12 protein-coding genes are annotated in these 12730 nt (G+C 58.0%); all 12 read left to right on the forward strand.

Annotated features, from left to right (window positions below):
* Positions 1 to 17: 17 nt before the first annotated feature.
* The 12 genes from tssK to FHC52_RS06855 all read left to right on the forward strand — a co-directional run bounded on the left by tssK (position 18) and on the right by FHC52_RS06855 (position 12679).
* A complete protein-coding gene (gene tssK / locus FHC52_RS06800; protein ID WP_021240388.1) occupies positions 18 to 1361 on the forward strand; it encodes a type VI secretion system baseplate subunit TssK in 1344 nt (447 codons plus the stop codon).
* 17 nt (positions 1362 to 1378) lie between these two features.
* Positions 1379 to 2617, forward strand: a complete 1239-nt coding sequence (locus FHC52_RS06805; protein ID WP_008502648.1) for a DotU family type VI secretion system protein — start codon at positions 1379 to 1381, stop codon at positions 2615 to 2617.
* A gap of 3 nt (positions 2618 to 2620) precedes the next feature.
* Complete coding sequence (tssM, locus tag FHC52_RS06810) at positions 2621 to 6241, forward strand: type VI secretion system membrane subunit TssM (RefSeq protein ID WP_220419982.1); 3621 nt, start codon at positions 2621 to 2623, stop codon at positions 6239 to 6241.
* Between the two features lie 16 nt (positions 6242 to 6257).
* Positions 6258 to 6974, forward strand: a complete 717-nt coding sequence (gene tagF / locus FHC52_RS06815; protein ID WP_008502646.1) for a type VI secretion system-associated protein TagF — start codon at positions 6258 to 6260, stop codon at positions 6972 to 6974.
* 11 nt (positions 6975 to 6985) lie between these two features.
* Complete coding sequence (gene tssA / locus FHC52_RS06820; protein WP_021240386.1) at positions 6986 to 8002, forward strand: type VI secretion system protein TssA; 1017 nt, start codon at positions 6986 to 6988, stop codon at positions 8000 to 8002.
* 75 nt (positions 8003 to 8077) lie between these two features.
* A complete protein-coding gene (gene tssB, locus FHC52_RS06825) occupies positions 8078 to 8602 on the forward strand; it encodes a type VI secretion system contractile sheath small subunit (RefSeq protein WP_008502644.1) in 525 nt (174 codons plus the stop codon).
* A gap of 3 nt (positions 8603 to 8605) precedes the next feature.
* The gene (tssC, locus tag FHC52_RS06830; RefSeq protein WP_021240385.1) at positions 8606 to 10105 is read left to right on the forward strand and encodes a type VI secretion system contractile sheath large subunit; all 1500 of its coding nucleotides are present in this window, start codon (positions 8606 to 8608) and stop codon (positions 10103 to 10105) included.
* 79 nt (positions 10106 to 10184) lie between these two features.
* Positions 10185 to 10616: a Rap1a/Tai family immunity protein gene (locus FHC52_RS06835; protein WP_032647686.1), complete on the forward strand. Its 432-nt coding sequence runs from the start codon at positions 10185 to 10187 to the stop codon at positions 10614 to 10616.
* Positions 10613 to 11107, forward strand: coding sequence for a T6SS effector amidase Tae4 family protein (locus FHC52_RS06840; RefSeq protein ID WP_021240383.1), 495 nt, complete (start codon positions 10613 to 10615; stop codon positions 11105 to 11107). Before FHC52_RS06835 ends, FHC52_RS06840 begins: the two co-directional genes overlap by 4 nt.
* A complete protein-coding gene (locus FHC52_RS06845) occupies positions 11092 to 11541 on the forward strand; it encodes a T6SS amidase immunity protein Tai4 family protein (protein WP_220419983.1) in 450 nt (149 codons plus the stop codon). Before FHC52_RS06840 ends, FHC52_RS06845 begins: the two co-directional genes overlap by 16 nt.
* Positions 11542 to 11721: 180 nt before the next feature.
* Positions 11722 to 12204: a type VI secretion system tube protein Hcp gene (locus tag FHC52_RS06850; RefSeq protein WP_008502640.1), complete on the forward strand. Its 483-nt coding sequence runs from the start codon at positions 11722 to 11724 to the stop codon at positions 12202 to 12204.
* Between the two features lie 67 nt (positions 12205 to 12271).
* The gene (locus tag FHC52_RS06855; protein WP_023344386.1) at positions 12272 to 12679 is read left to right on the forward strand and encodes a putative T6SS immunity periplasmic lipoprotein; all 408 of its coding nucleotides are present in this window, start codon (positions 12272 to 12274) and stop codon (positions 12677 to 12679) included.
* Positions 12680 to 12730: the final 51 nt, after the last annotated feature.

Raw genomic sequence — 12730 nt, forward strand, 5'->3', positions numbered from 1 at the left:
ACAGGAAACACATCATCATGACGAAAGCAGAAAAGGTCGTCTGGACCGAAGGCATGTTCCTGCGTCCACACCATTTTCAGCGGACTGAAAGCTATCTGCTCAACCATGTTCGTGAATGGGGCGCGCTGCAGCGATCGTATCTCTGGGGCTTTCTCGACGTTGAACTGGATGAAGCGATGCTTCGTCAGGGATGCATTGCCCTGAGCTACTGCAGTGGGCTGCTGCCGGACGGCACCTTTTTCCAGGTGCGCAACGGGCGTAACGGTCCAGTACCGCTGAAGATTCCTGACAATCTCACCAACGAAAAGGTGGTGCTCGCACTGCCGGTTCGTCGTGGCGAGAGAGAAGAGGTGATTTTCAGCGAAGAGCCATCCTCGCTGGCGCGCTTTATCGCGTTCGAGCAGGAGGTGGAGGACGATAACGCCATGTCGGTGGGGGATGCTACCGTCCAGTTTGGCCGCCTGCGTCTGACCCTGATGCTCGAAAAAGACCTCACGGCGGAGTGGACCGCCATCGGCGTGGCGTTTGTGACCGAGAAGCGTAACGACAACCACGTGCGGCTCGACAACAGCTACATCCCGCCGATGCTCAATGCCAATAACAGCCCGCAGATCTACAGCATGATCAACGATCTGCACGGCTTACTGGTGCAGCGCAGCCAGCAGATTGGCGGCCGTTTGCGCCAGCCCGGCCGCTTTAACACCTCTGAAATGATCGAGTTTACGCTGCTGTCGCTGGTTAATCGTCATCTGGGCGAGGTGTCTCATTTAAAAACCCTCCCGCTGCTGCACCCGGAAACGCTCTGGCGCAGCTGGCTGCCGTTTGCCACCGAGCTCGCCACCTGGACGTCGCAGCGGACCGCCGAAAGCGTGCTGCCGATTTACGATCATGACGATCTGGCGAACTGCTTCAGCAAGCTGATGCTGATGCTGCGTCAGGGGCTGTCGCTGGTGATGGAAGACCACGCTATCCAGCTGCCGCTTAACGAGCGCTCTCACGGCCTCAACATCGCCACGGTGCCTGAAACCAGCATGGTGCGTGAGTTCGGCTTCGTGCTGGCGGTCAAAGCCAACGTGCCGGGCGAACACCTGCAAACCCATTTCCCGGCGCAGATGAAGGTCGCACCGGTGTCGAAAATCCGCGATCTGGTTCAGCTTCAGCTGCCGGGCATTATGCTGCGCGCCATGCCGGTTGCACCGCCGCAGATCCCGTGGCATGCCGGCTACAGCTACTTTGAGCTCGAGAAGGGCAGCGAGCTGTGGCACGAGATGGATAAGTCCGGCGCATTCGCCCTGCACCTTGCGGGGGAGTTCCCGGGGCTGGATATGGAGTTTTGGGCCATCCGTAGCCCGACAGAATAATAAAGCGAGCGCTTAATATGCAGGAACGACAGGATACCGGCAGCGATGCCGCGTTCACCGGGGCCAGTAGCAACAATCAGCTGGTGGCGGCCGCCAATCCGCTGCTCAATGCGATTCCGCAGATCCGTCATTCGGTATCGCACGACGATCAGGTGGCGTTACGCCAGCGCCTGATCGATGAAATTCGCCGTTTCGAAGTCCGCTGTCAGCAGGCGGGACTGCCCTACGAAGTGATCGTCGGGGCACGCTACTGCCTCTGTACGGCGCTTGATGAAGCCGCCGCGCTCACCCCCTGGGGCAGCAGCGGGGTCTGGTCAAGCAACGGCCTGCTGGTGACGTTCCATAACGAAACCTGGGGCGGCGAGAAGTTCTTCCAGCTGCTGGCGCGCCTGTCGCAAAACCCGCGCGAGCACATTCTGCTGCTGGAGATGATCAACTACTGCCTGCTGCTCGGCTTCGAAGGACGCTATCGGGTGCTGGACAATGGCCGCACCCAGCTTGAGACCATCAAGCAGCGACTGTGGCAGATGATCCGCGGCGTGCGCGGCAGCTATCCGGCGCCGCTTTCTCCCCATCCGGAAGATCGCCCGGTGCTGCGCAAGCTCTGGCGGCCGATGGTTCCTCTCTGGGCCTGCGTGGCGCTGGCCGGGTTTATCGCCTGTCTGTTTTATATCGTGCTCAACTGGCGTCTTGGCGACAGCACCAACCCGGTGCTGGCGAAGATTTACCAGTCCCAGCTGCCGGAAACCACTATTCAGCAACCGGCGCGTCAGCTTCCGGCAGTGCTGAACCTGCGCGGCTTCCTGAAACCGGAGATCGAGGCTGGCCTCGTCGCGGTGAAAGACGAAGCGGATCGCAGCGTGGTTATCCTGAAAGGCGACGGGCTGTTTGCCTCTGCCTCGACCGTCGTGCGCGACCGCTATGAACCGGTCATCCACCGCATCGCGCAGGCAATGAATAACGTGAGCGGCAAAATTCTGGTGGTGGGCTACAGCGACAACGTGCCGATCCGCAGCGCGCGCTTTGCCTCTAACTATGAACTCTCTCTGGAACGCGCCCGCTCGGTACAGAAAATGCTGCAGGGAAGCCTCTCTCAGCCTGGCCGCGTGAAAGCGGAAGGGCGGGGCGAGATTAACCCGGTAGCGCCGAACACGACGCCTGAAAACCGCGCCCGTAACCGCCGTGTGGAAATTACTCTGCTGGTGTCGCCTGAAAATACCCAGGCCGAGCTGAACGGATTGCCGCAAGGAAACTAAGGAATGCTGACGACTCTTCTTTCCATACTGACTAACCGCATTCTGTGGAGCTTCCTCGGCGTCACGGCGCTGGCGGCGGTGATCTGGATGATTGGCCCGCTGTTGTCCATCGTGGACACCCGGCCGCTTGAATCTGAACAGAACCGCATCATCAGTATCGCCGTGGTCTATCTGCTGTGGGCGCAGGGCCACATTCTGCCGCGTCTTTATAACGCCTGGCTGAACCGCAAGCTGATGGACAAGCTCAATGAGAACACCACCAGCCCGGAAGCGGCGGATCCGCAGAAGCGACTGAACAACGAGGAGCAGATCCTCGCCAGCCGTTTTGATGAAGCCGCGCAGATGCTGAAAAAAGCGCACTTCAGCAAGGCGGGACAGGGCGCTCAGTGGACGCAGCGCTTCAGCACGCAATACCTCTATCAGCTGCCGTGGTACGTCATTATCGGCGCGCCGGGTTCCGGTAAAACCACGGCGCTGGTCAACTCCGGGCTGCAGTTCCCGCTGGCCGACCGTTTCGGTAAGACCGCCCTGCGCGGCATTGGCGGCACGCGTAACTGCGACTGGTGGTTCACCAACGAGGCGGTGCTGCTGGACACGGCGGGCCGCTATACCACCCAGGAGAGCGAGCAGGTGCAGGACGCCGGGGAATGGCTGCAGTTCATGGGGTTACTGCGCAAGTATCGCCGCCGCCAGCCGATCAACGGTGTGATCGTCACCATCAGCATTTCTGACCTGCTCACCCAGTCAGCCGAGGCGTCCCGCCAGCAGGCGGTGAACCTGCGCCAGCGTCTGTCCGAGCTGCATGAACAGCTGGGAATTCGCTTCCCGGTGTACGTGATGGTGACCAAGGCCGACCTGCTTAAAGGCTTCCGCGCCTGGTTTGCCGACTACGATAAAGCGCAGCGCGACCAGATTTGGGGCTTCACGCTGCCGTGGGAACAAACCAAACACGCCGATTACGACCTGATGGGCAACTTCCAGCAGGAGTTTTCTCTGCTGCAGCAGCGCCTCGACGCCGGGCTGCCGGAAACCATGCTCAAAGAGCATGACGCGAAGACCCGCGCCGAAGCGTATCTCTTCCCGCAGGAGTTCGCCGCGCTGCGTCCGCTGCTGGCGGATTACCTGAGCACGGTCTTCGCCCGCTCCAACTTCGAAACCGAGTTCTCTCCGCGCGGGATCTACTTCGCCAGCGGGACGCAGGAAGGCATGCCGTTCGACCGCGTGATGGGCGAACTGAACCGCGCGCTGTCGCTGCCGGAAGGGGCAGAGAGCGATAACTGGGATTCGGTCAGCAAAGAATCGCCAATCCCGGGCGCAAAAGGCCAGAGTTTCTTCATCAAGAACCTGCTGCAAAACGTCATCTTCCAGGAAGCCGGGATCGCCGGAGAAAACCGCTGGTGGGAGCTGCGCAACCGGGCCGTGATCTGGTCTGGCTATGCGGCGCTGCTGGCCCTGCTGGTGATCCTGGGTGGACTGTGGCTCACCAGCTATGCCAAAAACAAGGCCTACCTGGAAGAAGTGGATGCGAAAGTTCCGCTGCTCGACCAGCAGAGCAAGGTCTTACAGAACCAGACCCAGCGTGACCTGTTCGAACTGCTGCCGCTGCTGAATAGCCTGGTGGATCTGCCGAAAAGCGACGCGTTTGATGTGAACGATCCTCCGGTCTCCCGACGTATGGGGCTTTATCGCGGGGATGACGTCAGCGACGCCTCTCAGTCCCTGTATCAGAAAGCGCTGGATCAGATGCTGCTGCCTGCCGTCGCCATGCACATCACCACCTGGCTTCGCAACGACAACGGCAGCGATGTGGAATACAGCTACGAGGCGCTGAAAGCCTATCAGATGCTCTATCAGCCGAAGCACTACGACGGCAAATTTCTGCATTCGTGGGTAATGCTCAACCTGCAGCGTAACCTGCCGCAGAACGTCACGAAGGCGCAGCTGCAGCAGCTTGAATGGCACCTGACGCAGCTGCTGGAGCCGAAAATTCAGGCCTCGCCGTACGCGCAGGACGAGTCCCTGGTGGCGCGCGAAAGAGCGATGATCGGCCAGCAGCCGCTTTCAACCCGCGTCTACGGCCGCCTGAAGCGCCTGCTGGAACATGACGACAACCTGAAGCCGGTCTCCCTTTCCGACCTGGGCGGACCGCAGAGCGAGCTGGTATTTTCCCGCAAAAGCGGCAAGCCGGTGAGCGAGGGCGTTCCGGGTCTGTATACGCCCGACGGCTACTGGAAAAGCTTTAACGGCCAGATTGACAGCGTTACCACCGCCCTGCACGAGGACGACGCCTGGGTGCTGGGGGCCGCTACGGCGCAGGAAGATAAACAGCAGATCGATAACGCCGTGCGCCAGCTCTATATGCGCGACTTTATCGCTAACTGGGATCGCTTTCTCGCTGACATTCAGCTGAATAACAGCGCCGACCTTTCCCAGCGCATCAATACCGCGCGCCTGCTTTCCGGCGCCAACTCGCCGCTGCGCCGCCTGGTGCAGAACCTGAGCCAGGTCCTGACGCTCTCCCGCGATACGCCAGCGCCGGAAGATGCGGGTAAAGCGCAGGCGCAAAGCAGCCGCGCCACCCGCACGCTGGAAGCGCTGTTCAGCAATAATGACAACGCGCCAACGCAGGCCGCCGCGGTTACCCAGGCGCCGGAGCAGCTGGTGACCGACCATTACGCGCCGATGATTGAGCTGGCCCAGCCGCTGGAGAAGGGCGGGAAGACCATCGTGTTTGACGATTTTCTCAAGCAGGTGGATGAGCTGTATCGCTACCTGACCGCCGTGCAGGACGCGGCCAACAGCGGCATGCCGGCGCCGGGCGGGGAGGCGATCAGCCGCCTGCAGGCCAGCGCCGGTCGTCTGCCGGGCGGGCTGCAAACCATGTTCAGCAACATGGCGGTGGGTGCCAGCAGCGACACCCAGCGCCGTGACCTGGAAAACGTGCGTAAGCGCATTAACGTTGAGGTGGGCGGGTTCTGCCGTCAGGCGATTGCCGGTCGCTACCCGCTGGTGCGCAGCGCCAGCACCGAGGTCACCCCTGACGATCTCGCGCGCATGTTTGCGCCGGGGACCGGGCTGATGGATACCTTCTTTCGCGATAACCTGACCAGCAAAGTGGACACCACCCAGGCCAACTGGCGCTTTATGCCGGGCATCGACGGGAAAACGCTGCCGGGAAGCGAAGGGCTGCTGAGACCGTTCCAGCAGGCCCAGTCGATTCGCGACGCCTTCTTTGCTAACGGCGCAACCACGCCGTCCTTCAAGGTGACGGTTCGCACCGTGCGAATGGATAACACCATTCTGAACCTGACCCTGGACGTGGACGGTCAGCTGCTGCGCTACAGCCACGGGCCGCAGGCGGTGCAGATCATGAACTGGCCGGGGCCGGGCGGCACCAACCAGGTCCGCATGCAGCTGGGTCTGGCGAACGGCAGCACGGCGACGCTGGTGACCAACGGTTCCTGGGCGCTGAACCGCTTCTTTGATAAAGCGAGCACCAGCCCGGGGGCGGGTAGCCTCAGCCGTCAGGCCACCTTCAACGTCGACGGACATCAGGTCACGCTGGAGTTTGCGCCAAACAGCATTCGCAACCCGTTCCAGCTTCCCCGTTTCTCATGCCCATAACCGCAAGGACAGCCGTATGACGAATACCCCTGCGATGAACCGCTACAGCTGGTATGGCAAGTTACCCAGCGCCGGAGATTTTTTGCAGCGCCGCTTTCCTGACACCTTACAGCGCCAGTGGTCGCACTGGTTCCAGGTCGGTCTGCTGGCCTGGCAGCAGGAAGAGCAGCGCAGCGGCGAGCGCCCGTTTCAGAAAGCACCCGTCTGGAATTTTGTGGTACCGCCCATGCTGGGCAGCCAGATGATCCAGATGGGCTGTCTGCTGCCCGGGCGCGACAGCGTCGGCCGACAATACCCGGTTTGCATTCAGCTGAGCTTCGCCCCGTCAGAGTGGTCGACCAGCCTGCTCAGCCAGGCCGAAAGCTGGTATCAGCAGATTGGTCGTCTGGGGCTGCACGCGGTGCGCAACAGTTTTTCCGCCTCGCAGCTCGACGAGATGCTGATGTCCATTCCGGCGCCGCAGCCGGTCGAGCCGCAAAAGCGCTCCGACATCCTGGATGTGATTGGCTACGATGAGGACGGCCAGAGCACGCTGGGCTGGCCTCAGGCGGCAGAGTGCTTTGACCCGCTGCGTCAGACCAGCTACTGGTGGACCAACCGCTGCGACGGATACCCGCTCTACACCCACGTGCACAGCGGCAACTTTACCGGGCAGCTTTTCACCCTGCTGTTCGATCCGGCAGGGGGCGCCCGTCCGGGCCGTCACGGTCTCTATCCGCCTATGTTTGAATAAGCAGGGATCTCATGAATATCGAAGAATTTCTCGCGCCCATAAGCCCCGACAACCCCTGCGGCGAAAACCTGGAGTACGACGCTGACTTCCAGGCGATGAACCAGGCGAGCCTTGGGAAAGCGGAACAGCAGTTTGGCGACACCATCATCCCGGCGGAGCCTGCTGACTGGAACACGGTCGAAAAATACGCCACCAGCCTGCTGACCCGCACCAAAGATCTTCGCGTCCTGCTGGCGTTAACCCATGCCTGGACCCGCCGTCGCGGGCTGGCAGGCTACGCGGACGGATTACTGCTGGTGCAGGAGGCGATCGCCCGCTACTGGGAGCCGCTCTATCCGCTGCTCGAAGAGTATGGCGAAACCGACCCGTTCTACCGCATCAACGCTCTCGCCGGGCTGAGTGATAAATCCGACCTGACGGTCGCGGTACGTAACGCCTCGCTGCTGCGTTCAAACGGCGATGAAATTTCGCTGCGGGATGCCCAGGCGCTGCTGGACGGCAGTAAAACCGAATGCCCGGACTATCCCGGCGGGCGCCCGCGGCTGATTGACGAGCTGGCTCGCGGCGACCAGCCGGGGACCGCCGCGGTCATCGTCATTAACGAACGTCTGCTGGCCATTCGCGAGCTGCTCATCGGGCATCTCGGTGAAAGCGGCGTGCCGGAGATGGAGCAACTGCTGAAAACCGTGGGGCTGGTGGCCAGCGCCTGTCAGGTGACCGACATCAGCAAGCTGCTGCCGAACCGTGATGCGCAGGCTGAACCCCAGGCTGAGCAGCAGCCGACGGCTACGCAGCCCGTTCAGCCGGTGACCGACTGGCGCAGCGTGCAGGTCACCAGCCGCGCCGACGCCCAGCTGATGCTGGAAAAAGCGAAGCAGTATTTTGCGCAGTACGAACCGAGCCACCCCGCACCGCTGATGATTGAACGGGTGCAGCGGCTGTCAGAACTTAACTTTATGGACATTATTCGCGACCTGGCGCCAGACGGCGTTAACCAACTGGAAAACATCTTTGGGCGCCGCGAATAGCGCGTCCAGGCATTATGACGTCAGGCATGGAGCCTGGCGTTTCACCTTCACCGCGCATCTTTGATGGAGAACATCATGGCAATGAGTAACAGTGGGCAGAAATTCATCGCACGTAACCGTGCCCCCCGCGTGCAGATCGAGTATGACGTAGAGATCTACGGTGCAGAACGTAAAATTCAGCTGCCGTTTGTGATGGGCGTTATGGCCGATCTGGTCGGCAAACCGGTGGAAAACCTGCCGGCCGTCGACGAGCGTAAATTCCTCGAAATCGACATCGACAACTTTGACGAACGCATGAAGGCGCTGAAGCCGCGCGTGGCGTTCCAGGTGGACAACACCCTGACCGGCGAAGGTAAGCTCAACGTGGATCTGACCTTCGACAGCATGGACGACTTCCTGCCGGACGCGGTGGCCCGCAAGGTTGAGCCGCTGAACAAGCTGCTGGAAGCGCGTACCCAGCTCTCCAACCTGCTCACCTATATGGACGGTAAAAACGGTGCGGAAGAGCTGATCGCAAAAATTCTGCAGGATCCGACGCTGCTCAAATCCCTGAGCCAGTTGCCGAAAAATGACGAAAGCGCGAAAGGTAGCGAGGAATAATCGATGAGCAACCAGACTCAACAACACGAGCAGCAGGCGGGTCAGGCGTTCAGCCAGGATGAATTCAGCGCGCTGCTGAACAAAGAGTTCCGCCCGAAAACCGACCAGGCGCGTTCCGCCGTCGAAAGCGCGGTCAAAACCCTGGCGCAGCAGGCGCTGGAAAATACCGTCACCTTCTCGAACGATACCTACCGCACCATTCAGAACCTGATTGCCGGTATCGACGAACAGCTGTCGCAGCAGGTGAACCAGATCATTCACCATGAAGAGTTTCAGAAGCTGGAGAGCGCCTGGCGCGGCCTGAGCTACCTGGTAAACAACACTGAAACGGACGAGATGCTGAAGATCCGCTTTATGAGCATCTCCAAGCAGGAGCTGGGCCGCACCCTGAAGCGCTACAAGGGCGTGGGCTGGGACCAGAGCCCGATCTTCAAGAAAATTTACGAGCAGGAGTACGGTCAGTTCGGCGGCGAGCCGTTTGGCTGCATCGTCGGCGACTACTACTTCGACCACAGCCCGCAGGACGTTGAGCTGCTGGGCGAAATGGCGCGCATCGGTTCTGCGGCACACTGTCCGTTTATTACCGGTACCGCACCGGGCGTGATGCAGATGGAGTCCTGGCAGGAGCTGGCCAACCCGCGCGACCTGACCAAGATCTTCCAGAATACCGAATACGCCGCCTGGCGTTCACTGCGTGAATCCGAAGATGCCCGCTATCTGGGCCTGGTGATGCCGCGCTTCCTGTCGCGCCTGCCGTACGGCATTCGCACCAACCCGGTCGACAGCTTTGACTTTGAAGAGCAGACCGACGGCGCGAACCACAACAGCTATTCCTGGGCGAACGCCGCGTACGCGATGGCCGCCAACATCAACCGCTCCTTCAAAGAGTACGGCTGGTGCACCTCGATTCGCGGCGTGGAGTCCGGCGGGGCGGTGGAAAACCTGCCGTGCCACACCTTCCCGAGCGATGACGGCGGCGTGGACATGAAGTGCCCGACCGAGATCGCCATCAGCGATCGTCGTGAAGCCGAGCTGGCGAAAAACGGCTTTATGCCGCTGGTTCACCGCAAAAACTCCGACTTTGCTGCCTTCATCGGTGCGCAGTCCCTGCAAAAACCGGCCGAGTACCACGACCCGGATGCCACCGCCAACGCGCGTCTGGCCTCTCGCCTGCCGTACCTGTTCGCCTGCTGCCGTTTTGCCCACTACCTGAAGTGCATCGTGCGCGACAAAATCGGCTCCTTCCGCGAGCGCGAAGAGATGGAGCGCTGGCTGAACGACTGGGTCATGAACTACGTCGACGGTGACCCGGCGAACTCCTCCCAGGAGACCAAGTCCCGCAAACCGCTGGCGGCTGCGGAAGTGCAGGTGCAGGAGATTGAGGACAACCCAGGCTACTACGCCGCGAAGTTCTTCCTGCGTCCGCACTACCAGCTGGAAGGTCTGACCGTTTCCCTGCGCCTGGTTTCTAAACTGCCGTCGCTGAAGACGAAAGACGCGTGATTATAATTGCCGGCCCGCAGGGGCCGGCCATTTGTGCGTAAAAGCTTAACTTATTTCTGTCAGTGAATAAGGATATACGGTGAAATATATACTTTTGATCGCAACCAGTTTGCTGGCAGTTTCTACTCTGGCAAGCGCGGACGCCGGAAATTATAAATACCCTCAAGCGGAAGCATTGCCTCAGGATGACACATCAAACTTCCAACGCGATCCGACGTTGTTAACGGGATACGATTTAAATTTGAGTGCAGATCGTTTCGCTAAAGCCTGGCTGTCGAAAACGAATGAACGTGAACGCATCAAGGCAAATATGTATCTTCTCGGCGTAGTCGACGCGTCTGAGGGCACGGCATGGTGCAAGGGCAGGCCTTTTTTGCCAAATACGCTACATGAGTTTCTCTATTCTCGTTTTGCGAACTTATCGAAACAGCAAGGCGAGGAACGCGCTTCAAAAATCATCATTGACGGAATGAAAGAATTACGCCCGTGCAAAAAGGAGAGTGACAAATGAGACCATTATACGAACAACTAAAACGTCAGCATTACTCTTCAAATCATACCCGCGCGGGTTTTGCCTCGGGTGAACAGGTCTTCTCAGAAATTGGCTATGATTATTCAACGATTATCAAGCAGCAACCGGCATACGAAAATACCTGTGCGGTAAGAATGAGTCTGGCATTGTTAAAATGTAATGTTGAATTCACAGGGCGTTTACCCATAAAGTCGGGCCCCTATAAAGGAAAAACAATCGAACCCGGCGCAAAATTACTTGCGGATCAACTTTATAAATCCCATGTGTTTGGCAAGGCAGAAATCTTTACCGATCGCGAGGCGGGTGCGCGATCGATGTTGGGCCGAAAAGGCGTTGTTTTCTTCAATAAAATTGATGGGTATGGCGGTGGTCATATCGACCTTATCGAGCCTCTGAGTAATAATTCGTTTATATGTAACTCCGATTGCTTTCCGTACTGTCAGGAAATCTGGTTTTGGGAATTAAAATAGTTTCATCCAGGCAGCTAAAGACAGCATTTCTTTTGCTCGCTTGCTTATGTTTTTCTGCTCGCGGCGATAACCCATACGTTGATTTTTATCAGCAGCAAACATACCGGCAGGTAGTTAAAGATTTTGTCCTTGCGCGCTGCCTTGCGCAGGTGGCAGATAAAGACAGCCAGTTTTCTACTGACGCCGCTCGCACTGCGAGTGCATTCATTGAGTGGATACCTTTTGATGCTGAAAATGGCACTGAGAAAATGGATGCGCTCATTGGAAAATATAAAGATCACATTAACGGGTTTCATGCTGAGCGAAAGCCCGACGTAAAAGGTGTCACGTTAAATTGTCTGCGTCTTTATCATAGTGACGAACTTAATAAACTTGTTCCTCAATTAATCATCGGAAATCCTGACCGCACCTGGATTCAGGATAATCCACAATAGTAAAAGACTTCACATTCTTTCCATTTATTCCGGGGGAATGTAAGACTGTCAAATGACACGGGTCATTTGATGTGAGGCAGAGGTAAAATATGGACGGTTTTATTCAGCCCCATGCTTTCCTGTTTGCCATATAAGTGCTTTTTCGAAAGCAATATTGTTCATCCACGAAGAGTAGATATTATGGCTATTGATATGTTTCTGAAGGTCGAGGGTGTTACGGGCGAATCTAAAGATTCTAACCACACCGGCTGGACTGATATTACCTCCTTCTCCTGGGGCGCTTCCCAGCCAGGTAATATGAGCGTTGGCGGTGGCGGCGGTGCCGGTAAAGTTAACTTTAACGACCTGCACGTTAACGCGCTGATCGACAAATCCACCACCGCTATCCTGAAACACTGCGCCAGCGGTAAACACCTGACCAAAGTTGAGCTGTCCGTTTGTAAAGCGGGCGGCCAGCAGGTGGAATACTCCCGCATCACGCTGGAAGATGTGCTGGTGACCTCTGTGCAGTACACCGGTGCTGACAATGGCGATACCGTTGGTGTGACCTATGCCTTCCAGGCTGCGAAAGTGAAACAGCAGTACTGGGAGCAGACCACGTCGGGTGGTAAAGGTGCTGAAAGCAGCGCTGGCTGGAACATCAAAGAGAACAAAGAAGCGTAATTGCGCATGTGGCCGGGGAGTTTTCCCCGGTCATTATCAACCTCAAGAGCCCTCAGGATTGGCGGGCATGATTATGCAAAAGTTATTCGGTGTGTTTGCAGTCACGTTAATGGTCAGCGCCTGTTTGTCTCATCCAGAACAATATCAGTCGCTTTCGGTAACGCTGAAAAATAATGAACCCTGCTTTGCTATCCCTGCTAATTCCGGGTTAGAAGCGCCGGTCACCAGCCATTCACCCACCATTATGAAACGAGCGGGAAATGAATGGAAAACGATATCGCCGCCGTCAACATATAGCCCTGTAGTGACGTTAAATACTCAGCAGTGCAACCAGTGGCGTGGTATCGCGTGGCAAACTGGAGAATATGATGTGGCACAGACAGTGTCGGCTAAAAACGATTCTGTTCGTTATGCCGCGCGATTCACTCTGGAAGAAAATGCTTCGGGCCAATTTACGATCTCTCAGACCGAATAGAATGTGTTATCACCCAAACGCCGCCGTTTTCATCCCCGAGAGCGGCAGCGT

Source organism: Enterobacter sp. EC_64, assembly GCF_019584165.1.
GTDB lineage: Bacteria > Pseudomonadota > Gammaproteobacteria > Enterobacterales > Enterobacteriaceae > Enterobacter > Enterobacter roggenkampii.